The sequence below is a fragment of the Winogradskyella flava genome (assembly GCF_014243395.1).
GTDB lineage: Bacteria > Bacteroidota > Bacteroidia > Flavobacteriales > Flavobacteriaceae > Winogradskyella > Winogradskyella flava.
The window spans coordinates 419513-445845 of the sequence record NZ_JACLCP010000002.1 but is presented as its reverse complement, the minus strand read 5'-3'; the positions used below and the strand labels follow the sequence as shown (position 1 = coordinate 445845).

Sequence of the window (26333 nt, the reverse complement as noted above, 5' to 3'; positions counted from 1 at the left end):
GATGAGTAAATACTGAATACTGAGGACTGCAAACTGAAGACTAAAAATAATGGAACACAACTCTACATTTCCTATAAAACAAAATGAACTCGACATGCTTCGTGATGAAGCAACATCATATTTAAAATCTATCCAATGGGAGCAAAGCCAGCGTGCTAAGAACAAAAATAATAACGGTAAAGATGAGTCCATTCTTTTGTACTTATCAAGAGCTAATAACGGAAGTAATGTCGAAGTAACTTCAGTCTCTAAAGCCATTTTAGCCTTAAAAAAACGTTTATTGCCAGAGTCCGTTGCAATTCCTATTCATTTGAATCATACACTATATGCTGTCCAAGAAGGCATTACGCTCGGTTTGTGGTGTAAGGACAGTTATTACGATGCATCTGGTTTATCTACGCTAAGTGAGAATAAATCGGCTTTAGATAGCTCTGGTAAGCGCGAATACGAAAGTAAAATGCTTACGGCAACAGCATTTATGCTATTTTCTACAGCATATAAGATTCTTCATGATTTAAAACCACACGCGTCGGATGACTTATCTGTTATGAAACAGAAATTTGCTGGAATTCCAGAAGTGTCATTACTGTCACCTTTAAAGGGAATATCCTGTCAATTGTTTTATTTCGATAAATATTTAGGACACCCAGATATCATTAAATCAGACAAAGATGTCATTGATTTTACGGTGGTTTATTTTGAAGCGCTAATTGATGAAATTCAACTACGCAAAAGTTCTTTAGAATATACAGAAACCATTGAGGATAGAGCGTATAAATTAGAAAATTCAGATTTCGCTGTAGATGGATGGAACAATGTTTTTGCAGGAACTGCGGTTAGTGTTGAATTCAATAAAATTCAGTTTGAACAAATCGTTGGTAATAAAGATGCCAAGCACTTTGCTAGACGTTTAACGGAACGTTTGATGAGTTATGATTTTGAAGCTAAAAAGAATCCATTTCAAGAATTGGGAGGTTTTATGCCAGTTTTTATGGGTTATGGAATTCCAGGTACTGGAAAAAGTATGCTCATTGCTGCCATTGCTACAAGACTGAAAGAACACAGTGAGAATTTAGATATACCATTTCTATTCCATCCCATGCCAGATACCATTGTTAGTACATTTCAAGGTGGTTCTGCCGAGAAAATGGTAGAATGGATGAAACCATTGCAAGATCCAACACGATTGATTTTTGCGCCAATTGATGATGCAGAGAATAACCTGCAAGAACGAACAGCACAAGGTGTTTCTGCTGGAGTAAAAGAAGTGATAGGTGTATTTTTAAGGTATACTGAAGGCGCTTATGCCGTTAATTACGGCAATAGTTCGGTAGGTCTCTTCACAAATTTACCAGAAATGCTGGATAAAGCTGTGATTTCTCGTGTACAAGGTCGATTTAAAATTGATGGTGCCAGAAATGAGAAAGATTTTGTTGATCAGGACTATTTATGGTGGAGAAAGTTAGAGGATACTATGCCAGACTTCATCAATATGAATAATCCTAAGGATTACAAATATCTGGACGCACAACAAGTTGCTAAGAATTTAGGTGAAATCTTGGATAAGGTTGATAACCCAACAGAAGAACGTGTATTAGACACCTTTGATAAAGTATCTGGTAAGTATAAGGATAATGAGCATATGTTCTATGCACATCTTTATACTGAGATTCAAAAGATATTTCCATTCTTTTCATCCCGTGATGTTAGGAATATTCAAAAAGCAGTATCATTGAGGCTTACTGATTTCGATTTAGAAACAGATTGGTTTGAAAATCCTGAGGTCTATTTTAAAAAGGATTATGATACCAAATTCGGAATGTTACAAGAATTAATGCGCGGAAATATGAAAGGTCTTGATTTTAGTGATATAAGACGCCAAGAAGTGGTGCGCTATTTAGATAATGTAGCAACAATTGCCGATACGGACTTTAAACGTAAAGTTGATGCTAGAATTAACCAATTAAATATTGAAACTGAAGCTAGAGCGCAGTTTGATAAGCGGGATTAGTATGAGTAACCGTATTAAAAATATGGAGCGTAAAATTCTTTCAGATAAATACTTTACGTTATCTCAAGTGAAATTTGATTATCGATTAAAGATAGGAGAATGGGTTGAAAATACATGGGAAGTCTTAGAACGCGGTAACGCAGCAGCGGCTTTGTTGTACAATCCAAAAAAACGAACAGTGATTTTGGTAAGGCAATTTCGTTTACCCGCGTACATGAATGGTGTTGAAACAGGATTTTTATTGGAAGTTCCAGCTGGAATGTTAGAAACCGATGATAGTTCTGCAGAAGAAGCTATGAAACGAGAGTTATTGGAGGAAACAGGCTATAGAATTCAGAAGCTGACCAAAATTTACGATGCTTTTGCTACGCCTGGAGGTAGTACAGAACGGTTTTCATGCTTCATAGGTGAATACATTGATGATATGAAAATCGAAAAAGGAGAAGGTCTCGACTCAGAAAATGAAGATATTGAGATTATAGAGATGCTTTTTGAAGATGCTATTGAATTAATGAATTCAGGAGGCATTATTGATGCAAAAACGATAATGCTGTTGCAGTATGCACAAATAAATAAACTAGTATAAGTACGTGATTACAGTGCTTTCCGTTGGAAAGGATTTAGGATAGGCTTTTATGGACAAACTAAAACAAGCTAATTTATATAGAAGTGAGCTCATTCCAGTAAGTGGAAAGTTAGTGGAGCGCTACAATAAGTGTCTTAAAACCTTAGGCTTTAAGGAAACCAAGCTTAAGTCATTTTCGGTTGATGGTGTGGGTTGGAGTCCAGAAGTAGCAGAAGAACGAAAGGATGTGCATTATCTAAACCATGGCGATGCGAATCCTCATGGTATTATAATTTCACCTTTACAGAAAGGAAAACCGGTCTATCTGCCTTTTCATTCTTTTGATAGGGAAATGATGCAACACGTATTCAGGACCCATGGCAGAAAGATTAATGATATCACAAGGGATTCGGCAATTTGTATTGATTTTGACCAAGATATTGATGTGTTCTATGAGCCATTAGACATTCTTAAATATGATGATGTCAGTATAACCTTTAGACTTATAGATAATCTTGAAGAGAAACAGAAAGAGCAATTAAGGCTCGTAGATAAATTTAGAAGAGAGCATAATTTTATAGATGAAACTATTCATAAGGAGTTATTGGATTCCGCGAAAGCTCATGGCGATTTAAGGGATAGGGATTTAAGCTTGCATCCTTTGCACTTTTCTACAGGATCCTTTTATACTAGAGCATTTGATGGTGTTTATCTATTAAGGGATTTTATTAAGCCTATTGTTGTTTTTGAAAGTAAAGACGTCTATAAAGAAGCCATAAAAGATACGGTTCATGATGTATTAATTTATCATATCGAACAACCTGAACTTGTAGATAAGTTAAAAGACCATATTATCATTGAATGTGATTTGGAATATATTGTAAAAACACCAAATTACAATCGTATTAAGAAGTTTGAATTATACCAATCGCTAAAAGAAACTGAGCATCCAATTAAAGAGATTTTGGATAGTAAATCCTTGTTGAAAAGTTATTTGAATAAAATCGATATCAAAGCACGTAAGCAAGTAATGGGCGTCGAGCTATATCTTGATAAACTGGAGCGCAGCAACGCTTATAAGATCGAGGATATGGTGGATCAGTCTATGTATTTTGCTTTGCATCAACCACATTCATCATTATCTGCTGAACATCGTGATTTAATTCATAAGTTATTGATCAATATAGCTCCTAAAGATGTGTTGTTTTTGTACTGGTACGATAAAGAGCAGTTTTATAAGAGTTATGAAACCTGGGATGACTCATTCAGGGATTGGGTCATAGACACGATTAGTAACAATATTTAAGAATTTTAGACTAATTTTATAGTACTGTCATTCCGCACTAGATGCGGAATCCATAAAATGAAAGGAAATGATTATCAATACTATGTTTACATTTTGTCAAATATTAAAAATGGAACATTATATATTGGAGTTACGAATGATTTGGAAAGAAGAATGTTTGAACATAAAAGCAAGTTGTTAAAAGGTTTCACATCAAGATATGGATTAAATAAGTTAATGTACTTTGAATCTTATCAATATGTAAATGATGCTATTAAAAGAGAAAAGCAATTAAAAAATTGGAATAGACAATGGAAAATCGATTTAATTGAAACTGAAAATAGAGATTGGATTGATTTATCAATAGATTGGAATTATTAATGGATCCTGAATCAAGTTCAGGATGACAAAAAAATATATTATGGGCTTAGAACTTGTCATATTTATTGCAGCAATTTTATTTGGAATTTTCCTGTATTGGAGAGAATCTAATGGTAATGGGGCTTATCGTTTTTTAAACAAAATGATGAACAGTAAAGAATTACAAATGAGTGCTGATAACCCAAAAGGGTTTGTATATAAACAAGCATTTTTACCAAGACTAATTTTTGTTGTGGCTATTGTTATGATTGCTGCGTTAGTTGTTGAATTTTTAACACCTTTGGCTGTTTTTTCAAGCTATAACGGTATTTCCGCGTTTTCATCTTTTGCTGTTGGGACTTTGATAGGCACGTATGTGGCCAGCTTTGTAATCAAAACCACGGAAGTGGTTGAAGAGAAAAGTGATTCCCTTGGTGACATTGTTGAAGGTGCCGTGGAAAAGGGTAAGGATTTCATTGAGGATTTAAAGACTAAAGACACCAAAGTGGTGGAGGAAGCTAAAGAAGAGATTAAAAATGATCCTGAACCAGAAGTAGATCAGAAATCTGCGCGTGACCGATTAAAGGATAAGGGTCTAATGTAATACTGGCTGTCATCCCGAATTTATTTCAGGATCTTAAAGCTTCAATTCTCGCAGGTGCGGAACAAATAAAAGTAATTAAACTATTCAAGATTCTGAAACGAGTTCAGAATGACAAAATTTAGATTATGATAAAATCATACTGGAATAAAGGCGCAAAGCAAAAGCGAATTACAATAGTAGTAGCACTCTTACTACTGGTTTTATTGTTCTTCTTTAGAGACGATTACCAACCCGTTTTATTGTTCATTAGAAAATACATTTTCATAATCTTATTGAGCTTGATTGTGCTTATTTTGGGATTGAGAAAATTCAGAAAAACGGTAGGCACAGGAGGTAGACTAGGATTATTAGGCTTACTTATTTTATTTTTTGGGCTATTATACTTTCTTGGCTGGAATCAAGGTTTGTATGACTATATGAAAACTTATAATGTTTTCAACAGCCTCAATAAGGTTGAAATAGACGAATTGCCGTTAACACAGAATGAACGTATTCAGCCATTACGGAATATATTCTCAATGGCCAATGAAAGTGTTGGGGAGACCAAAGATGTGTCTTTGCCACACTTAGTAAGAATTGGGACGGAGAATAAATGGACCATGGCCATTCAGCCAAGCGAAAAGTATGTCATGCAGCAAGTGACTGATAATACCGAAGAAGTCTTTGCGGTAAGCAGTACAACACCGTTTCCAAGATTTTCAAACGAGAATAGAATAGATGTGACCTTTTCAATTGGAGAATCCTTAAAGTTTAGTAGAAATACTTACAATGCTGTTGTACAGCGTTTCAATCCTTGGATGCTATTCAATTACGAGCCAAGTGACACCTTTTACATGAAAAATGATGAAGGGGCTTGGGTACAAGTGGTGAGTTTGATTAAATGGAAAGGCTTTTTCTTTCCTTATCCAACGTTTGGAGGTGTTATGATTATTGAAAGTGGCGAGCACGACATCAACGACTATTTTGAGCGTGTTTTAATAGGTAAGGGAACTTTTGTAAGTCCAGATGAGATTAAGAACTATAAGTTTTTAACCAAGCAGAACACCTTAGCAGAAGAAGTCTCACAGCTACAGGCAGAATCTTTAAAGTTCCTTGGAGGATTTAGCGACCCATTACCTTGGAATATGGAAACTGCAGTGAAAATTCCATTAATGCCAAAAGATCAGAACCAGCAACCTTACGTGACGGATTTTGATTTTTCAGGAAGCAATTCAGATGCCTATAGTGGTTTGTATCATTGGTTTGGCCTAGAGCCAGTAGGCGATGAGCGTACCAGTTTAAGCTATAGTGTATTCGTTCCTGCGGATGGAACAGATCAATTATATTATTACGACCATGCGACAAAAAAGCAAGGATATGCAGGTGTTTCTGCAATGCCTCTTAAAGTCAAGGAATCACGTAAGGAATATGATTGGAAAGCGAGCACGCCAGTAGAATTTAGACCATATGTTAAAGAAATTGCTGGCCGAAAGCGGATGTTCTTTTTAGGGACAATTTCATCCATTAGTGAGCAAAATGCACAGCAGTTTGATGGCTCTGCTACTCCAGATTTGGTATTAATTGATAGTGAATACAGAGATGTGATTTGGATAGATGTAAAGCATCCAAGTACTTGGGATGAAACGGTTTATGGACAGCTGAATGAAGCTTGGAGAGCCAGTGAGGGCATTGGGTATTACTATCAAGAAAAGCCAAAGGATGAAGATATCATGGAACGTGCATTGGATTCCTTAAAGACTATCCCTAAGATTGAGGATAATTCAAAAGAAATTGAAGCATTGCAACACCAAATAGATTCATTGAAGGCTGCTTCAGGACAATAGTAACGGAAAGGTCGACAGTTAATGATGAAAAAGAATTCGTTTTGGGAAACATTTGGAAGATATACTAAATTTCAGATGATAGTGGCCTCGGTTCTTTTAATGGGATTGTTTTTATTTTTTATTTATAAAATTCTTACTAAAATTATCTAATTGTGCTTTTTAAACTTCTATTTCAAAAAAATATCAAAGTAATTTTTCTTTCATTTTGTTTCGTGCTGTTACATTGTTCAGAAAAATTTGAATTACCAGAAAATGCTAATGATTTGCTCACCAATAATTCGTCTAAAATATGGAAGCTGGCGAAGCGCTATAATGATGGCTATCGTATGAATATGGGTGATTGTTTTCTATCTTACAGAGTGACTTACAACAGTAATGGTACAACCACGGATAACAATGCCCAAAATGAAGATTGCGGAGATTCCATGGAAGCCAATTGGTCGTTTTACACTAATGAAAAAGGTGCTTATATAAAATTAAAAGGTGAAAAAGTAAAGACTTTAATGAATCAAGACAATGATTATAAATATTTTAAAATTGAGTCGCTGACTGATACACTTTTAATAGTAAGCTTTAGGCATAAGCAATTTGGCAATAAAGAGCGCACTATTCAGGATTACTTGGTTCCTGAAGATGTTAAAGTAGAAGGTAGAAATTATCATAACTAGATAATTCTCTAAATCGGTTCACATTTTAAAATTTAATTCTAAATGTTTTCGTGTGATTGTAATATCTTTATGATTATAAACAGAATGAATTTATGAGCTCAAAATTTTACGATTTTAAATATTTAAAAGGCGATTTAACAGGTGGGTTGGTTGCTGGTGTTGTAGCCTTACCCTTAGCGCTTGCCTTTGGTGTGCAATCTGGTTTGGGTGCCATAGCAGGACTTTATGGCGCGATTGCAGTAGGTGTTTTTGCTGCGATCTTCGGCGGAACTGCAACACAAGCGAGTGGACCTACTGGACCGATGACGGTCGTTTCAGCTGCTTTGGTAGCTGGAGCCATTGAGCTCACAGGTAGTTTGGAAGCTGCCATGCCTATTATCATAATTACATTCTTACTTGGAGGTATATTTCAAATTATATTTGGACTCATCAATATTGCTGGTTATGTAAAATACTTTCCATATCCGGTAGTCTCAGGCTTTATGAGTGGTGTGGGGCTAATCATTATTATTCTTCAATTGTTTCCTTTCGTTGGTTTGAGCTCGGCGAAATCGACATGGTTGGTGATGCAAGATCTACCAAGATTATTTACGGATTTTAATTGGCAGGCTTTGGCTTTAGGAGGACTTACCGTATTAATTTATTATGTGTTTCCTTATATTACAAAAGCTATTCCTAGTGCTTTGGTCGCATTGGTTGTGGCTTCTGTTGTTGGTTACTTTTTAAAATGGGACGTACCAATTATTGGTGAAATCCCATCAGGTTTGCCATCCTTGCAAATCGATGGACTATTGTCTATAGATGCTAGTGCTTACGGTTTAGTAGCCGAATATGCCCTTGTACTTGCAGTTTTAGGCTCCATAGATTCCTTGTTGACCTCGGTGATCGCAGATAATATGACCAAAACAAAGCATAATAGTAATAGAGAGTTGGTCGGTCAAGGTATCGGAAATGCTATAGCAGCAGTTTTTGGTGGTATTCCAGGTGCTGGAGCAACTAAAGGTACTGTAATCAATATCAATTCTGGAGGTCGAACAAGAGTATCTGGTGCCACACATGGTCTATTTTTATTGGCTGTATTGTTAGGCTTGGGTACACTGGCAGCACATATACCACTATGCGTTTTAGCAGGATTGTTAATCCCAATTGCCTTTAAGATTATTGATGTCAAAGGATTGAAACATTTATTGGCAGTTCCAAGAGCCGATGCTGTTGTATTGATTATTGTATTGCTTATGACAACGTTTGGTAGTTTGATCCAAGCCGTTGGTGTTGGTCTTCTATTGGCGTCATTACTCTTTATGAAACGAGCTAGTGACATTGGCGAAAAAGGTATGGAAGTAGGCACAATAGCTGGTTTTGATGGTGAAAAGCCTTGGCAGGACGAAATTGAATTCTATGAAAAATACAAGGACAAGGTATATATAAAACATCTCTATGGGCCTTTGTTTTTTGGATTTACATCTCATTTTCAAGATGAAATAGTAAACATCCCAGAGCAAATAACAGCGCTCATTATTCGTATGGATCGTGTGCCTTATATTGACCAATCTGGCCTATACGCTTTAGAAAATGCCGTATTGGATTTGGAGCAACGAGGTGTGCAGGTGCTGCTTACTGCCGTACAAGAGCAACCAAAGGATAAACTTATTTCTATAGATATTGTTCCAGATCTCATTTCTGAAGAACATATCTTTGATGATATTCAAGCTGCTTTTGATTATTTAAAAGTACATTTTAAACTCTAATAGATTGTAACGTTTGCTAGTATATTGCTACCCATGATTAAAGCTTTAATTATGGTTTTCAATAAATTAAGATATAACTATTTACCACATCTTATTATTTTGTTGATTTTGGTGTTCCATTAATTGTTTTATTCATAGCTTTTACATTAATGCATATTCCTAGATGGTTAGAGTATGCTAGAATAAAACATAAACATGAGATTAATACTACTACTGAGAGAGATATCAAAGCTTATAATTTTCTAACGAAATCTGGCGAAAAACGATTAAAGTTAGGGAATTATAAAGGAGCTTTATCTGAGTTTAAATTAGCTCACAACATTCAACCAAACTCAACTGAAGTCAATCAGTTATTATTGGAAGTCATAAGTATACTTTGTGAAAAGGACGATAATTATTGTGAAGAGTATGATTCTCTAAAACTCTAACAACATCTTTATATCAGAGCGTTCATAAGGACTATCAGGTTCTAATTGTAATTCCTTAAAACCATATTTTCTATATAAGTAAATGGCATTTTCCAGCACGGTGTTAGAATAGAGTAGGAGTGCTTTTAACTTTTGTGTCTTTCCAAAATCGATACAGTATTGTAATAATTGCTGACCTATTTTTTGTCCGCGCTCATTTGGAGAAACAGCCATTTTGGTAAGTTCTAGAATACCCTGTTCCTTAGTTGGCATCAATGCTATTGTACCAACGACTTTATCATTCTTTAAGGCGAAGAAGATATAACCGCCTTTGTCAATGATATAGATGTTGGGCTTGCTAAGCACTTCCTCATCATAAGACTCAACATAAAAGAATGTTTTTAACCATTCAATATTCAAATCGTAAAAGTCGCGCTTATATTCCGTTTTATAATTCACTATGGTAATGACACTTTTCATGCTAACATCTATATTATTTAATATCAATTGACTAAAGTCAGTAGTGTTGAAACTGTCTTCCAGTTGATTTAATTGATCCAATAGCGTATCCGATTCGTATGTTGTCACCTGCTTAATGGTCTTTTCTATAGCGTCCCAAATAGGCTTTATTTTTGGTAATAGGGCTTCACCTTGCTTGGTTAGGAGAATCGTTTTTTTTCGTTTGTCTGTCTTGTCACTATGCTGAATGATATACCCTTTTTTATTCAGTTTATTTACAAATTGTGTAATCGCAGGTTGTGAGAATTTGAGTTGTTCAACCAATTCAGTATTGGTAATGCCTTCATGATTACTAATGGTTTTAAAAATTGGAAATAGGTAAGGATCAAAATCAATATTGTAGGTGTCATAAACCACTTGTGTTTCTCGCATCATATAATCGCTCACTCTTTTAAGCCGTGATCCTAAGCCCAAATAACCATAACCTCGTAATGAATCCATAACAATAAATATTTATATAAGTACTTATGCAAATATATTATATTTTAAAAATACATCAAAACTTTGATCTTATTTTATACCCGTTCTAATAAAATCTGTAATAAGATAGGTGATGAGCTTACCAACCTTGGCGGCTGTCTTTTTTGTTGGTGACGCTTCACAAATGTGTAAATAGCTCGCATTGTCGTGCTTGCCAAAATAATGCACAAAGGCTCTTGCTTGTTTAACACTAAAACCGCTAGGAGACATAGCACTACTTGGTATGTTCGCTATAGCGTCGCAGTCCATTTCTATACCATAATGTCTATCAGAGATATGATTTTGGGCTTTTTCCATTTCAGTGTAAAAGTCCAATTGATTTCTAACCTCTAAGGCTTCGTACGTAATATACTTTATACTTTTAAGTTTCTTAATCGTTTTAAATAGTTTGTCGGACGTGTAATTTTCATGTAGTCCAAATACAAAGTAGTTTTTCAAAAAGCCTTCGGCAAATGCGTAGCTAAAGCCATTACCGCTGTGTCTACCTTCCTCAGCCCTAAAATCCGTATGTGCATCAAAATTAATGACATTCACTTTACTATTTAAGGCCAATGCAGTTCCCTTTATATTGCCATAAGCATTATTGTGTCCGCCGCCAATTATTATGGGTGTCTTTCCAGCTTTAATAATGGAAGAAACCACATAGGTGACATCCTTATCAATGTCTTCAACTAGTCTTCTTGCTTTAGAAACCGTTTTTTTGGTAGGCACTTGTTCAACAATATCTCGTGCTTTTATATAATCTAAATGACCTAGAATCAAAACACGTTTCCCCTTGGTTGTACTATTATTTTGAATATTTAACAAAACTTTTATTGTAGCTTCCCAAGCTTTGTAAGTTCCTGTTTTACCGTGGTTTGCATAGACACCAATATCTTCTGAAATTCCAAAAATAACATAGTCAACATCTAAATTAACAATGTCATCGTATATGTTAGTGAGGTTAGCTAATAGCTGAACATGTTCTCCAAATTTTGATTCTCCCTTACGAGCTTTTAAAAGTGTATCGCGATCTTTTGAAGTGAATAAAACGAGATGTTGCATTTGGATAAGTAATTAAAAAATAAATGTACAGCTTTTACGTTAAACTCGAACTAAGTAAAAAACAAGATTAATTATAATTTAAAACAATAAATTTATGGAAACACAAAAATCAAGTACAGGTCTTAAAGTTGGATTAGGTATTTTATTAGTGTTATTTTTAGGAACTGCGTTTTATACCTCTAAATTATATACTGAAAAGCAGGAATCAGAAAAAACGCTTACTACTGAAAAGCAACAAGTAATGAACGATCTTAACAACATGGCTAAGCAATATGACGAAGCCATTGCTGCTAGCGAAGTAAAGGATCAAGATCTAGTAGATGCCAGAGATCGTATCCAAGGTTTAATGGATTCTTTAAAAGTGTCTCAAAATAGTGTGAATAGCTTATGGAGATACAAAAAGAAGTTCTTGGCATTACAAGAAGAAATGGATGAACTATTGGTTGAAAACGATCGTTTAAAGGTTGAAAACGAATATTTGGCGACATCTTTAGACAGCACACAAGTTCAGTTAGCAGAACGTACAGTATTTACGGATTCTTTATTGGTACAAAATACGGAGTTAACTACAGTAGTAGAAGATGCAGCGGCATTACAAACTGTAGGACTTGTAGGTATGGGTGTTATTGAGAGAAGTAGTGGAAAGCAAATTCCAACAGAACGTGCAAGACGAAGTGATAAAATTAAAGTTTGCTTTACAGTAGCTAAGAACACCTTGACTGAAGCAGGTGATAAGGAACTATATGTTCAAGTGATTGATCCTAACAATAATGTATTAGGTTCTAATGACCAAGTTCAGTTTGAAGATCAGGTATTAAACTATAGTTTGATTAGTCGTTTTAACTACGAGAACAGAAACTTAAACATTTGCGAGTACGTAGCTAGATTAGACGATTCTAAATTTGAGGAAGGTCGCTACAAAGTGAATGTCTTTAATGATAAAGAGTTGATTTCTTCTTCTGAGTTTACTATGAAATAAGAATTGATTATTTGATTGATTGATAGCTAAATCCGGAAGTTTTCTTCCGGATTTTTTATGTTCTTAAGTTGACCATTTATTATGACTTGATCTACAGGATCATGTGCAAAGGCGTATGGTATCTCGTTATAATGATGCAAAGGTTTGGTTATAATAAGATTCGCTTTTTTCCCTCTTGTAATGCTGCCATACATATTACTAATACCCATGGCATAAGCACCATTTACGGTTGCTGCATTAATGGCTTCTTCGGGAGTCATTTTTAATTTCACGCAAGCGGCACCTACAATAAAATTCATATTGCCACTTGGCGCAGATCCAGGATTATAATCTGTCGCTATGGCTAAGGGCAATCCAGCATCAATGAGTTGTCTTGCTGGTGTATATGGAATACTTAAAAAGTAGGAGCAACCGGGTAAAGCCACAGGTATGGTATCACTGCCTTTCAAGGCTTTGACATCAGCATCGTTCAGTTCTTCAAGATGATCCACGGACAGCGCATTGTATTTTGCACCTAGCGCTACACCTCCCAGAATATTAAATTGGTTGACATGTAGTTTTGGTCGCATCTGATGTTTGGCACCAGCTTTTAAAACAGCTTCAGTGTCAGCAATATCAAAGTAACCCTCTTCACAAAATACATCGATATAATGTGCAACATTTAGTTTTGAAGCTTTTGGAATGAGTTCTTCGGTAATCTGTTTTATGTAGTCTTCTTTTTTCGCTCGGAATGCTTCTGGTATGGCGTGTGCTGCTAAAAGCGTGGGTGTTATCTTCGCCAAGCTTTCTTGCTTAATTCGTTTAATAACGCGCAACATTTTTAATTCAGCATCAACGGTAAGTCCATAACCCGTTTTAATTTCAAAAGCACAGGTTCCCATTCTAATAAGCGCTTCCATTCGTTGTATGGATTGCTCATATAAATCGTCTTCAGAAGTTTCTTGAAGCACTTTAGCAGAATTTAAGATACCGCCACCACGATTCGCAATTTCAGCATAGCTCAAACCATTTATACGATCTACAAATTCTAATGTTCTATTGCCTGCATAGACCATATGCGTATGGGAATCGCACCAAGATGGCAATACGATCTTACCGGTGGCATCAACAGTTGTTTCAGCTTCAATACCTTCACAATGCTTCATCTCACCATATTCTATAATGGTATCATGTTCTATATACAAATATGCATTTTCAATGATTGGAAGGGACTTCATGTCCTTTCCCTTGACGACAAGGACATTGTTATCATGAACCTGTAGTAATTGCTTTATATTGGTAATAAGTATAGACATGACGTAGGCTTTTTGTAAAGTTCCCGCTTTTTTTTGAATAAAAAAAACGCTAGTGGTTCAACTAGCGTTTTCTTTAATGATTTATCAGCAAAGTATCGTAAGCCATAATTATTGATAGATTCCTATTAAAAACTTCGGAACACTCAACCTAACGATTTTCAATATTATGGTATTACACTATTTCATGCTACCCACCATATCTTCTGGTTTTACCCAGTCGTCATAGTCTTCTGCAGTGACGTAACCTAAGTTAATGGCCTCTTCTTTTAAGGTGGTACCGTTTTTATGAGCAGTATTTGCAATTTCTGCAGCTTTATAATAACCGATTTTGGTATTTAAAGCGGTTACGAGCATTAAGGAGTTATTTAATAGTTCCTTAATGACAGCGTGGTTAGGTTCGATACCTTGTGCACAATTCACATCAAAGCTTACACAGGCATCACCAATAAGCTGTGCGGATTGTAGCAAATTTGCTGCCATCATAGGTTTAAAAACATTAAGCTCGTAATGGCCTTGTGTACCACCAACGGTCACGGCCACATCATTACCCATTACTTGTGCGCAAACCATAGTTAGGGCTTCGCACTGAGTTGGATTCACTTTTCCTGGCATAATAGAACTTCCCGGCTCATTAGCAGGAATAATGATTTCACCAATACCCGAACGTGGGCCAGACGCCATCATTCTAATATCATTGGCAATTTTGTTTAGCGACACGGCCAATTGTTTTAATGCACCATGTGTTTCTACAATAGCATCGTGCGCTGCCAAGGCTTCAAATTTATTCTCTGCCGTAACAAAGGGTAGGTTTGTAAACTCTGCAATATACTTGGCGACCAACACATCATAACCCTCTGGCGTATTCAATCCAGTACCAACGGCCGTTCCACCTAATGCCAATTCGCTGAGATGTGCCAAGGTATTTTCCAAGGCTTTTAAACCATGATCTAATTGTGAGACATAACCAGAAAACTCTTGACCCAATGTTAATGGTGTAGCATCCATTAAATGTGTACGACCAATTTTTACGCAATCCTTAAATTCCAAGGATTTATTATGAAGCGTGTTACGCAGTTGTATGACACCTGGAATGGTGGTTTTCACCACCTTTTTATAAGCCGCAATATGCATACCTGTTGGAAAGGTATCGTTAGACGATTGCGATTTATTCACATCATCGTTAGGTTGAATGGTTTTCTCACCCTCACCAATCACTTTACCAGCAATTTGATGTGCCCTGTTGGCAACCACTTCATTGACATTCATGTTACTTTGTGTGCCAGAGCCTGTTTGCCAAATCACTAAGGGAAATTGATCATCGTGTTTACCTTCTAAAATCTCATCACAGACCTGAGCGATCAAATCGCGTTTCTCTTTAGACAATACACCTAACTCACAATTGGTATAGGCAGCAGCTTTTTTAAGGTAAGCAAAACCATAAACGACCTCTAGTGGCATGGAACCTGGCGCACCAATTTTAAAATTATTACGGGAACGCTCAGTTTGTGCGCCCCAAAGTTTATCGGCAGGCACTTTAACCTCGCCCATGGTATCTTTTTCTATTCTGTAAGTCATAATCTGTAAGTTTAAAAGCTTTACAAAATTACAGATTTTGGTGGTTTAAAAACTGAAGAATGTCATTTAATTTAAAGTGTATTTGGTTTAGAAAATGTGTAAGATTGCTTATAGCATGAATTGGAGTTATCAGTTAGGTTGGCTACGGATAACAGCGACAAAAAACCGCTCTTATCCCGAGATTTATAGTTATAAAGTGCTATTTTTATGATCATATAACAAGTTGGCGGTAATGCCAGAACAAACATCATTCATCAATCAAAAAACAATCAAATGAAAAATCACAAAAAGATTTTACTAACTCTATTATTAATAGGAACATTATCGACTTATGGACAGAATTTGCCAAGTTTATTGACCGAGAAAAATATAAATTCAACCTTTTCTATTCTAGCCTATGACGAAAACGCTAAAGAATGGGGAATTGCAGTTGCTACAAACAACATCTATGTCGGGAATTCGACAATTTACATTGAGCCTGAACTTGGAGCGTTTTCTGTAATTGCAGAAACCGAACCAAAGTATGCAACTCAAGGATTCGAAAACCTTAAAAAGGGAAAGTCAATCAAACAGGCGATTACAGAAGTAAAAAATGGTGATTCACAAGCTAATTATAGACAAGTTTCTGGAATAGACGCGAAAGGAAATGTTTTTGCTTTTACTGGTAAATCTCTTAAATATTGGAATGGAAAAGCATCACAAATTTTAGGAACAAATTACGTTGTAATGGGCAATCAGCTTGCCGATGAAGTACTATCGAGTATGTCAAGTACTTTTGAAAATTCCAAAGGAACATTAGCTGAACGACTTTTGAAAAGCCTTATCGCTGGGCAAAATGCTGGTGGACAGATTTCAGGAAAACAATCAGCCGCAGTTGTTGTAAAAGGAGCAAACAATGAATGGTATAACCAAATCGACCTTCGTGTTGATAATTCTAAAAATCCAGTTGAGGAATTACAAACTTTAATGAACTACCATTATGGAAGAATACGATTAAACCAAGCCCTTTATGCAAAAAGAGAGGGGAATTTGGAAAGAGCAAAACAAAAATTGACAGAGGCAGAATCCATGCTTAATGGTTGGACTGGAATGTATTCGAAGATTGCAGGTGCAAACATCGCAGTAGGAAATGAGAATTCCGCAGTTAATTGGATAAAGAAAGGGCTTGCAGAAAATTCGAATTGGAAAACTAATCTTCCCGCTTTTTACTTCTTAAGAGATAATTTAGAATTGAAATCGATTATAAAACCTGATTCTTTCAGCGTTAAAGACTGGGAAAGTGCTATAGGAATGTTGAGTAATCTTGGGCAAGAATTAGAAGTTATTAAATTGGCGGAGGAACTTATTGACAAGAATATTGAATCTTCCTATTTGAACTTCTTAATTGGGAGGAGCTATTTTTATGAAAAAGAAACGGACAAGGCAATTAAACATTTAGAAAAAGCCTTAAAAATGGACAGCGAAAATATTGAAGCTCAAATGCTGTTGGACAAAATCAGGATAAATTAGCAGAAAAAACACTACTGCCAACACCGTATATAATTTATTGCTAGTTCTAGCCTACTTACGAAAATCCTCGCGGATTTTCTATCTGGTTTTTATTTGCTAAATTAGGTACTTAAACCACGCAACAAACCATATACAATCACGTTATGGTGCATTTTAAAACCAAATTCAGAAAAATCAAAAAACAATTATGAAACGAACATTCATTTACACAACTTTTCTATTTTTCCTTGTAACTTTCAATATTCAGGGACAAACTAAACAAGACTCTTTAGATATTAAACAGGTTGCATTGGATTATATTGAATCACAACATAACATACAGCCAGAACAATTTGAAAGGGCAGCTCATCCTAGAATGGTAAAAAGAACATTTTGGATTAATAAAAAAACGGGGAAAGAATATTTGAGGGAAACATTTACTGATGCAATGATTTTATTGGCGGAAACTTACAATCTAGAAAATGACAAATTTCCCGAAAACCCAAAAAAAGAAGTGATTATTCTTGATGTTTATAAAAAAGTGGCTTCAGTAAAATTAATAGCTGATGATTGGATTGATTACATGCACATAGTAAAACTGAACGGAAAATGGCAACTTGTAAATGTGTTATGGCAGTTCAATGATTCGGAAGAACACTAATAAAAACGTAAACTTTTAAACATTTTTTTAGCAAACAAGATAATGCAGGATTATACAGATTTCGCAGAAAAAAATGGTGTTAAGCTTTTAAAAGACGGAAAATGTCAATTTTGCGGTGCAAATACAAAAAATGGCGTCCGTGAATGTCTAGAAATTTTTAATCTTGGATTTCAAGAAATTGACTTTTCTGATACTAAAAATTATATTTATCGATTTCTGATTGTAGATGCCCACACATTACAACATCCTGAAATTCATGGTAGGTGGAATAATCACTTTCATCTTTCAAGATTACATTTGATTTTCAAGTACAATATCAAATGGACTTATAAATTATCACCACAGCTAAGTGATTATTTGAATAAATATAAGCTTCATAATCAAGGAGAATACTTAAATCCACCTAAAATACTTGAAAGAGGAAATATTAGAACAACTGATATTATAGAAAAATCAACTAATGAAACAAGTTGCAAAGATTTAATTAAAAAATGGGCTTTAGAAGTTTATAATAAGTGGAACAATAGTCACGAAGTAGCAGATTATATTGCTAAAGAATTTTTAATTGAAAATAAAAACGCACTACAACACCGTGTATAATTAATTGCTAGTTCTGTGTGTACTTGGAAAATCCTGCGGATTTTCCTCTGGTTCGTTTTCTTTTACTAATTTAGACCTAGCCAACGCAACACAAGAGCACGCAGTGCGAATTGGCGAAGCAAACCATACACAAACACGTTGTCTATAATTGCTCATCATCAATCTCAAAAATATTATCAGTAATATCTTCATCTAAACGCGTTACCATAGGATCAATTATGATATACTTTGGTAAATCTTTCAACTTAAAATTAGTTTTATTTTCACCTTTTTTTAATCTAATAGTTCTAAATTCTGGCAAAGCAGTATTATCATCTGGGTATTTATTATAAAAGCCAATTGTAAAAGTTTCATCAGTATTAATTTCACTTTTATCTCCATTTAAACCAGTCTCAAAACGATTTGTAGAAATATCAATTTCTAGCATATACATACTATTTTCTGACTTTGTATAGTCTACATTAGTTATATTCAAATCATATATTATTCTTTTTTTAAACCAATCATTAATTAAGCTTTGTTCTTGTAAATCAACTATCGACAGTACTATATTTATAAAATCTATAGAGCGTGCTGACTCTTGTTTTTGATTAGAACTTATAAGTTCCTTTAATGATTCATTTAGAGTTGCTTCGCCAATTAATTCCTTTAATGATTGCATAACCACAAAGCCTTTTCTATAAGAAATATAAGTTTCGTTCTGTACTAAATGTAAAGATGGCTCTTCTATTTCTGCTGAAGATCTGAAATTAAAATAACGTCTTCTACTAAAATTTGCCAGTCGTCTAACCATAGCTTTTCCATACATTTTTTCAAGTACTTGAGCCTCCATATAATTAGCCATAGTTTCATTAAGCATGTTACCTCCTCTTCCTGGTGCTGGTGACATTTTTTGTCCAAACCACTGATGCCCAATTTCATGAATTACAACTCTTGACAGTTGATTAATTCCATTTGTTGGGCTAGAAATATCTTGTGTAAAAAAGCGTTCTTGAAAAGCAATAGTTCCTGGTAAGGCATGTCCCCCAAATTTCCAATGTAAAGGGACTTCTGCAATTCTTAAATGATCAAATGGATAGTTCCCAAAGTTTGCGACACCATAGTCAAGTGTTGCTTTGGCTGCTTTAATAATCTCACTTACATTAGTATTATGTTTTGGTAAATAATAAACTTCTATCGAAACATTTTTATATGCCTCAACAGTTGTTTCATAATTTGAAGAAAAGTAAGAGATGTTATTATCAGTTTTAACTTCAGATTTATAATGGTAAGTTACTGTGCTATCTGTAGACCATTGGTTTATTAATTGTCCTGGTGCAATTGGAATTTGATTCTTATCTGTAGTTACCCAAGTTTCAAAATCTTGTTTTGGACGCGTCGTGTTTTCGAATTTATAAGTTTTCAAATCTTCTTTTTTCTGTTCGAGAGAAAGACCTCTTTTTTTACGCTCGCCTTTACCTACTATTTCTAAATCTTTTATGTAACCAAACCTTGGTTCAAAAGCGCTGTTTTGCAAATATGTTCCGTTTGATATGATATCTTTCTGTAGTTCAAAATCTCCAATACTTTTTTGAGTTTTAAAACTCATTTGTTTGCTTTCATGTGGCAATAATGCTGGGTCAAAAACCACTAATTTTACATCAGCTAAAGCACTGTTCTTATGTATGATTTTTGCATCTTCAATTGAAAATTGGTCTAACTTATTTCTAGCAGTTACAAGTAATGTATCTATTGGTTTTTCTGTATTGTTAAAAATCGTATAAACACCTTCAACGGTATATTTTAAAGCTTTTGGTCGAAGCAAGACTTTTGTTTTTACACTTGTAACAATAGGAAGCGGATAGCCTTTATATTTAGCATAATTTTTCTCATAATTCTCTCGAAAAGACATATCATCAGTATAACTTTTTGGTATTAATTTTCCATCTATAACGACAGAAGAAATACAGACAAAACCCAGTAAAACTAATACTAGTAAACGTTGAAGTTTACTCCAATTTGTAACTATTAATTTAAGTTGGTTTTTAAATCTATGCTCTGAAGTACGCTTGTATATTTTAAAGCTAATAAGCAGTGTAATTAATGCTAAACTTATCCATAGAAAACTCATCCAGTTAAAGACGTTTGTAAGCTGTCCATAGCCTATAAAATCTGAATAACCTTCACCTACTTTTGGCAATTGAAAAATACTTGCTAAAGGATGCTGAAAACCTATAGAAGGCAGCCCATAACCCAATCCATAAATTACAACTAAGCTTAATAGCATTCCTAAATATTTATTACTTGCTATTTGCTGAATAAAGAGTGATAAAATTCCGTAGATAAAAAGAGAAGTGCCTCCAAAATAAAATATACTTAGATAAAGTTTTAAATCAATAGTACTATAACCAAAAGAAATTTGAATTAATAATGCCGTTAGTATTCCTAAAACAATTATAAAAATTGGTAATAAAAATAAAGCTGTGTATTTACTAAACAGTAAAACACTATTCTGTGTTGGTGCTGCATCTAATATTTCATTAAAATTATATTGTCTAGATTTCCACACCAATTCTCCTGCATAGAACACAATTAAAAACAAACCAATATGTGCTAATGGTTCTAAAATCAGACCTGTTAGTAGTCCTGTAGTTGGCAGTACATTTCCATAAACATCTTGTCCGCTTATATTATGCAACATAGCAGATAATAGCATACCAACCCAAACGATACATAATAGTATAAATGTTTTACTGAAAATGGTGATTTTAAAATCTATGACAACAAGGTTAAAAAACTCTTTTAAGCGAGATTTAAATGATTTTTTTAATACAAATACAGGTTTATATGGAGTGGATAGAATCTCTTTTTGTTTTTTGGATTTAAACTTAAAAAAGCGATGTTTCTTAATCCTTCCCTTTTTGCTTTCTGATAATTTAAAAGAAAACGAAAGATAACTCACAAGCAATAACACTATTCCTAAACTTCCCCAAATAAGTCTATTGAAAGCAAGCGTCCCTGAAAATTTAACGCGTTCAGTTCTTTCTTCTAATGGTGACCAAAACTGTGTTTGCTCATACGAACTGCATAAACCAAGAACATCAAAAAGCGCTACTTTTTCTATTGTTTGCTCATCAACCACTAATTTACCTCCAGTAAAAGGCGAACCAATATTAAAATTATTCACCCAAAACAAAATGAAAATTAAGATGCCAAAGAAAAAAATTAATGGCACCTTCTTTGTAAACAAAGCTACCGTGAAAAGCAAAGCTGTTAGTATAAAAACATTAGGCAAAATAATAATCAACCAAGGCCAAATAAAGTCTATAATCTCTATGGTTTCAGCAGAATAAATATGCAAAGGATCAATTAAGATTGTTGTAAATATGGCAAGTACATAGAGTAATGTTGAAAAAGAACTCGTGATAAAAATGCCTAAATATCGACTATATAAAAACTGAAATTTACTAACCGAAGTGGTATATATCAGTTGAGCAGAATTATTCATAGTATCTCTTAAAACGGTGTACCCAGTTTGAAATACAATCTGAAATACCGATGCCAGACTTATAAGGCTACAAAACAAGTGAATGTTATATTTGTTTTCTGGATTAATAGCGCCTTCTTGTATGCCAAGATAAACTCCTGAAAGAAAAAATAAGGTCGTAAATAATAAGTATGAAGTTTGTTTAAAATGATACTTCAGTTCGAATTTGATAAGTTTAAGCAGCATAACTAGTCGTTTTAGAAGTTTTTAAAATATGAAAGTAAACATGTTCTAAATCTGTAGGTACAGATTCAAAATCAGTGGTTAATTGTTCTTCAGAGAAAACATAAGCACTTGTCTTTCCGGCTAAGAGCCTAGTTGATATCACATTGTATTTATCTTTTAATACATTCAATTCACTTTTTAGAACTGGTGTTTTCCAAATCTTACCATGCAAACCGTTTATTAAATCATTCGGATTTCCTTGCTTTACTATTTGTCCATTACTAAGGATTGCCATATTTGAACAAAGCACTCTAATATCTTCAACGATATGCGTGGATAATAAAACGATAACAGAAGATGACACTTCAGAAAGCACATCTAGAAAACGATTACGTTCTTCGGGATCTAAACCAGCAGTCGGTTCATCCACCATTATTAGTTTTGGATTACCCAAAAGGGCTTGAGCAATTCCAAAACGCCTTCTCATCCCACCAGAATAATTACTTACAAACTTTTTTCTATGCTCAAATAAATTTGTTTTAATTAATAAAGCTTCTATTTGCTCTTGGCGTTCTTTTTTATTAAGAACACCCTTTAAAATGGCAATATGATTTAATAAGTCTAGAGCAGACATTCTTGGATAAACACCAAACTCTTGAGGTAAATAACCAAGATGCTGACGAATTTTTGAAGGGTCCTTACTAATATCATTTCCATTAAAGATTACACTGCCAGAAGTTAGTGTTTGCAGTCCAGCTATAGTTCTCATTAACGAAGATTTACCAGCACCATTTGGACCTAATAAACCAAACATTCCGTTAGATATTTTTAGCGAGACATGCTCTAAAGCTTTTGTCCCGTTTGAATAGACTTTACTCGCATTATTAATTACTAGTGTGTTCATGATCTTTTACTTTTATGATTATGAAACAAACCTATTTTTAATTCTCTTTCTAACTAAACTTAATTAACCAACCCATTCAAAAAGACATTAAAAAACAGCGTTTTAATATGTAAGTACATTTGATTCAAAAAAAGAGCTGTTTGATTAAAAAAAGATACAGTTCGTTAAAATTACAATGTAAGTTTTCTCAAATTCACGTTCTTTGAAGTATGAAAAACACTAAAAAGTATATTTACCTAGTTGTATTCATTATTACTGTAGTAACTATTGGATTTGGACTTATTGTTTTAAGTCCTCAGGTAATTTCAATACTATTGAGCATAGGATATATATTGTTTTTCACTGCCACAAAAACAACAAACTACTTTAGTAAAGACTTGTTTATTATTAGATACGAAAAGGCATTTTTTTTACTTATTGTTCTTATAGTTGCTATTATTCAAGTTACTATAAATGATGCTATGCGTAGTGTACCACTTATTCTAATGTGCGTTTTATTTTTGGTCATATGTTATTTAATTTTTTCTTGGGTTTATGAAAAAATAAAAATAATACGTGAGTTAAAAAATGAAAAATTGCATTCAGAATTATCTTTTTTGCGTTCACAAATAAACCCTCATTTTTTCTTCAATACTTTAAATAACCTTTATGGATTAGCAATTGAAAAATCAGAAGAAACGCCAAAAACAATATTAAAACTCTCCGAAATGATGAGGTATACAATTTATGATGGAAAGAAAGAAAAAGTTGCCATTGAAAAAGAAATTGATTTCCTGAAAAATTATATAGATCTACATACTATTAGGCATTTTGACAAACTAGATGTAACCTTTGATATTGATACGAATGAACCAAATCTAAAAATTGCACCATTGCTACTCATTAATTTACTAGAAAATGCATTTAAACATGGTGCAGAAAAACTAGATAAGGATGCCTTCATTCATTTAAATATTTCAACACATACAAACATCATAAATTTTACTATTGAAAACAATTTTGAAGATGAACAAGATTCTAATGGTATTGGATTAGAAAATCTAAAAAGACGATTACAATTGCTATATCCTAATGCTCACGACTTCAGCACTTCAACACACAATAGTGTTTTTAGAGCCGAATTATCGTTATATTTAAACCAATGATTCGCTTTATAATTATAGACGACGAGCCTATTGCTCATAAGATTATTGAGTCTTTTGCTAAAGACTTACCACACCTTCACTTACAGGCTAATTGCCACAATGCAATGGAAGCCATGGAATACTTGCAAGCAAACGACATAGATTTGATGTTTTTGGATATAAATATGCCAAAAATGAAAGGCTTGGACTTTTTAAAACTTTTAAAAAATCCACCATCAGTAATTATAACGACGGCGTACGAAGAATTTGCTTTAGAAGGTTACGAATTAAATGTTATTGATTATCTATTAAAACCATTTAGTTTCGAGCGTTTTACGCAAGCCATTTATAGAGTTCAACAGTCTAAACCTAAAGTAGAAACGGTAGTAAAGACTATTTCTAAAGAAGAACCAGAAAGTATTTTTATAAAAGGTGATAAAAGGCATATCCAAGTAGCATTAAATGAAATAACATGCATAGAATCAATAGGTAGTTACTGTAAGGTAATAACCAAGGAAGAAACTATTATCACTCACGAAAAAATATCAAATTTCGAAAAAATTCTTGATTCAAATAACTTCATAAGAGTTCATAAATCCTTTATCGTATCAAAAAGATATATAAAGTCCATTGAAGGCAATCGTATTTTAATTTTAGATAAGCACATTCCAATCGGACAGACTTACAAACTAAACTTGAAAAAGGTTTTGAAGTATTAATTTAAAAATAGAAAAATAACATTTCAAATTCTGACAATTACATAACTATAGGCAACACCGTGCATAATTGCTTCGCCTGTTCGCTGCGCTCGAGTCATTGCTAGTTATAGTCTAATTACGAAAATTGCTTTCGCCAGTTCGCTATGCTCGTGTCATTGCAATTTACTATCTTTCGGTTAGGGACTCAAAGAAGCCTTTGGATTTTTACGCCACTAATCATACACAAGACTTTGGTGGTAATTAAAAAGAACTAAAATGATAAAGAATGAACCTATAATTGGTGTGTCTGATGTTGAGAAAAGTTCCAATTGGTATCAAAAATTACTTGATTGTAACAGTAGTCACGGAGGCACAACATTTGAAATGCTGACGGACAATAATGGAGAAGTTTTCTTGTGCTTGCATAAATGGGGAGAACACGAACATCCCACTCTTTCGAGTTCTCAAATACAGCCAGGGAATGGACTAATCTTGTATTTAAGAGTAGAAAATTTAAATAAAGTTTGGAATAATGCACGGGAATTGAATTTCGAAATTGAAGAATCACGCCATATGAATCCAAATTCCGGAAAAGAACAGTTCTGTCTCAAAGATTTAGATGGATATTATTTGATGATAACGGAATAAGAACTACTGCCAACAAAACCTAAAATTCATTACGGCTAAAATTCCTAGTTGGAATTGCTTTCGCCAGTGCGCTATATTTTTGTCATTGCAATTTGTTATCTTTCGGTTACGGCTTAAAATCATAAGTGATTTTATCCATGGAATGCCTAATTTTAAATTAATATATTCATGAATCTTAAGGATTTCCACAACAAGTCGTACATAAAACCGTTGTGGCAAACTAGAAAAAAATGAAATTAACCAAATTATTGCTTCTTACTTTTTCAATTATCAGCTTAACCTGTAAATCGCAAACACAAGTATCAAGAATTGAAATAGTTCAACCTACTATAACAGAAGAAGTCACTTCTATCTGGAGAACCATTAACGATTATTCTTTTTTTGAAAAACAAGGTTATACCATAAACCTACCAAATGATTCTTTAATTGACTCATTAATAACCAAATCAAAGAATGGCACTTTTGGAAACGAAGATTTTTCAGCAATTTACACACTTGTAGAATCCAAAATATTTGACCAAGAGGACTATAAACAGGCGATACAAAAAGTTGAAAATCAAATGAGTCTCATACATAGTTTTATAAATGAAATAGATTCTAAACGGAGCAAATGGGATTGGAATTTTAAAATGTTTGACAAATACAAAGTTATTTTCACGCTATATGGAACAGGTGGTAGCTATAACCCTGATGACGGAACTATAACTTTGTTTACCAATAAAGATGGGAAATTTATGAATTATGAAAATCCTGCAAATACTATAATTCATGAACTTACACATATGGGAATGGAATATTCAATTATTCAGAAATACAATCTTAATCACGGATTGAAGGAAAGATTAGTAGATACATTTGTATATCTAATGTTCAAAGAAAAATTGCCAGAATATAAAATTCAAAATATGGGGGATAGAAATATTGATAAGTACTTGAATAAGAAAAAAGATATTGAATCTCTAAATTCGATAATAAACAAATTTGTAAAAAAATAACTTTCCACAACAATGGCTATCAGTAATTGCTTGTTCTTACCTGTTTTTGAAAATCCTTTCGGAATTTTTTCGCGCTCGTTTATGTTTACTAAATTATAGGCCTAACCACGCAACTATCTATACACAACAACGTTAGCAATAATACAAAAACGCATCGCAAT

At 33.9% G+C, this 26333-nt stretch carries 23 protein-coding genes; 17 read left to right on the top strand and 6 right to left on the bottom strand.

Features of this window, described 5'->3' with window-relative positions; genetic code table 11:
• The first annotated feature begins 49 nt into the window (after positions 1-49).
• The 9 genes from H7F21_RS09095 (at position 50) to H7F21_RS09055 (ending at position 9492) form a co-directional block, all read left to right on the top strand.
• Positions 50-2011 carry an AAA family ATPase gene (locus H7F21_RS09095; RefSeq protein ID WP_185788957.1) on the top strand — a complete coding sequence of 654 codons (1962 nt, stop codon included), beginning with the start codon at positions 50-52 and terminating at the stop codon, positions 2009-2011.
• A complete protein-coding gene (locus H7F21_RS09090; protein WP_246431450.1) occupies positions 1971-2597 on the top strand; it encodes an NUDIX domain-containing protein in 627 nt (208 codons plus the stop codon). Before H7F21_RS09095 ends, H7F21_RS09090 begins: the two co-directional genes overlap by 41 nt.
• Before the next feature lie 49 nt (positions 2598-2646).
• Complete coding sequence (locus tag H7F21_RS09085; RefSeq protein WP_185788956.1) at positions 2647-3882, top strand: DUF6638 family protein; 1236 nt, start codon at positions 2647-2649, stop codon at positions 3880-3882.
• 57 nt (positions 3883-3939) lie between these two features.
• Positions 3940-4242 (top strand): GIY-YIG nuclease family protein, encoded by a 303-nt coding sequence (locus H7F21_RS09080; RefSeq protein ID WP_185788955.1) that lies wholly within the window; start codon positions 3940-3942, stop codon positions 4240-4242.
• A gap of 40 nt (positions 4243-4282) precedes the next feature.
• The gene (locus H7F21_RS09075; protein ID WP_185788954.1) at positions 4283-4825 is read left to right on the top strand and encodes a hypothetical protein; all 543 of its coding nucleotides are present in this window, start codon (positions 4283-4285) and stop codon (positions 4823-4825) included.
• Positions 4826-4950: 125 nt separating this feature from the next.
• Positions 4951-6648: a hypothetical protein gene (locus H7F21_RS09070; RefSeq protein WP_185788953.1), complete on the top strand. Its 1698-nt coding sequence runs from the start codon at positions 4951-4953 to the stop codon at positions 6646-6648.
• A gap of 263 nt (positions 6649-6911) precedes the next feature.
• Positions 6912-7316 carry a lipocalin family protein gene (locus H7F21_RS09065; protein ID WP_185788952.1) on the top strand — a complete coding sequence of 135 codons (405 nt, stop codon included), beginning with the start codon at positions 6912-6914 and terminating at the stop codon, positions 7314-7316.
• A gap of 92 nt (positions 7317-7408) precedes the next feature.
• Positions 7409-9064 (top strand): SulP family inorganic anion transporter, encoded by a 1656-nt coding sequence (locus tag H7F21_RS09060; RefSeq protein ID WP_185788951.1) that lies wholly within the window; start codon positions 7409-7411, stop codon positions 9062-9064.
• 149 nt (positions 9065-9213) lie between these two features.
• The gene (locus tag H7F21_RS09055) at positions 9214-9492 is read left to right on the top strand and encodes a hypothetical protein (RefSeq protein ID WP_185788950.1); all 279 of its coding nucleotides are present in this window, start codon (positions 9214-9216) and stop codon (positions 9490-9492) included.
• Here H7F21_RS09055 and H7F21_RS17575 read toward each other — a convergent pair.
• Together H7F21_RS17575 and H7F21_RS09045 are read right to left on the bottom strand one after the other, a co-directional pair.
• Entirely contained in the window at positions 9481-10431 is a 951-nt protein-coding gene (locus H7F21_RS17575) for a GNAT family N-acetyltransferase (protein ID WP_185788949.1), read from the bottom strand. The genes H7F21_RS09055 and H7F21_RS17575 overlap by 12 nt on opposite strands.
• Positions 10432-10500: 69 nt before the next feature.
• Complete coding sequence (locus H7F21_RS09045) at positions 10501-11514, bottom strand: formimidoylglutamase (RefSeq protein WP_185788948.1); 1014 nt, start codon at positions 11512-11514, stop codon at positions 10501-10503.
• A gap of 94 nt (positions 11515-11608) precedes the next feature.
• On the opposite strand from H7F21_RS09045, the gene H7F21_RS09040 reads away from it, so the two are divergent.
• On the top strand, positions 11609-12493 hold the full coding sequence (locus H7F21_RS09040) for a chromosome partitioning protein ParA (RefSeq protein ID WP_185788947.1): 885 nt from the start codon (positions 11609-11611) through the stop codon (positions 12491-12493).
• A gap of 26 nt (positions 12494-12519) precedes the next feature.
• Here H7F21_RS09040 and hutI read toward each other — a convergent pair whose 3' ends face one another.
• Both hutI and fumC read right to left on the bottom strand, forming a co-directional pair.
• Positions 12520-13788 (bottom strand): imidazolonepropionase, encoded by a 1269-nt coding sequence (gene hutI / locus H7F21_RS09035; RefSeq protein WP_185788946.1) that lies wholly within the window; start codon positions 13786-13788, stop codon positions 12520-12522.
• A 177-nt stretch (positions 13789-13965) separates the two neighbouring features.
• Positions 13966-15363, bottom strand: a complete 1398-nt coding sequence (fumC, locus tag H7F21_RS09030; RefSeq protein WP_185788945.1) for a class II fumarate hydratase — start codon at positions 15361-15363, stop codon at positions 13966-13968.
• A 273-nt stretch (positions 15364-15636) separates the two neighbouring features.
• Between fumC and H7F21_RS09025 the strand changes: the two genes are divergently transcribed.
• The 3 genes from H7F21_RS09025 (at position 15637) to H7F21_RS09015 (ending at position 18112) form a co-directional block, all read left to right on the top strand.
• Complete coding sequence (locus tag H7F21_RS09025) at positions 15637-16872, top strand: DUF1028 domain-containing protein (protein WP_185788944.1); 1236 nt, start codon at positions 15637-15639, stop codon at positions 16870-16872.
• Positions 16873-17059: 187 nt separating this feature from the next.
• Positions 17060-17512 (top strand): nuclear transport factor 2 family protein, encoded by a 453-nt coding sequence (locus H7F21_RS09020; RefSeq protein WP_185788943.1) that lies wholly within the window; start codon positions 17060-17062, stop codon positions 17510-17512.
• 42 nt (positions 17513-17554) lie between these two features.
• Entirely contained in the window at positions 17555-18112 is a 558-nt protein-coding gene (locus H7F21_RS09015; RefSeq protein WP_185788942.1) for a DUF5946 family protein, read from the top strand.
• Between the two features lie 142 nt (positions 18113-18254).
• Here the strand turns inward: H7F21_RS09015 and H7F21_RS09010 are convergent, their stop codons facing one another.
• Both H7F21_RS09010 and H7F21_RS09005 read right to left on the bottom strand, forming a co-directional pair.
• A complete protein-coding gene (locus H7F21_RS09010) occupies positions 18255-21824 on the bottom strand; it encodes an ABC transporter permease/M1 family aminopeptidase (RefSeq protein WP_185788941.1) in 3570 nt (1189 codons plus the stop codon).
• Positions 21814-22707: an ABC transporter ATP-binding protein gene (locus tag H7F21_RS09005; RefSeq protein ID WP_185788940.1), complete on the bottom strand. Its 894-nt coding sequence runs from the start codon at positions 22705-22707 to the stop codon at positions 21814-21816. The genes H7F21_RS09010 and H7F21_RS09005 overlap by 11 nt, the downstream gene beginning before the upstream one ends.
• A gap of 209 nt (positions 22708-22916) precedes the next feature.
• Between H7F21_RS09005 and H7F21_RS09000 the strand changes: the two genes are divergently transcribed.
• The 4 genes from H7F21_RS09000 (at position 22917) to H7F21_RS08985 (ending at position 26172) form a co-directional block, all read left to right on the top strand.
• A complete protein-coding gene (locus H7F21_RS09000) occupies positions 22917-23852 on the top strand; it encodes a sensor histidine kinase (protein WP_185788939.1) in 936 nt (311 codons plus the stop codon).
• Complete coding sequence (locus H7F21_RS08995; protein WP_185788938.1) at positions 23849-24550, top strand: LytR/AlgR family response regulator transcription factor; 702 nt, start codon at positions 23849-23851, stop codon at positions 24548-24550. Before H7F21_RS09000 ends, H7F21_RS08995 begins: the two co-directional genes overlap by 4 nt.
• 255 nt (positions 24551-24805) lie before the next feature.
• A complete protein-coding gene (locus H7F21_RS08990; RefSeq protein ID WP_185788937.1) occupies positions 24806-25177 on the top strand; it encodes a VOC family protein in 372 nt (123 codons plus the stop codon).
• A gap of 230 nt (positions 25178-25407) precedes the next feature.
• A complete protein-coding gene (locus H7F21_RS08985; protein ID WP_185788936.1) occupies positions 25408-26172 on the top strand; it encodes a hypothetical protein in 765 nt (254 codons plus the stop codon).
• Positions 26173-26333 lie beyond the last annotated feature (161 nt).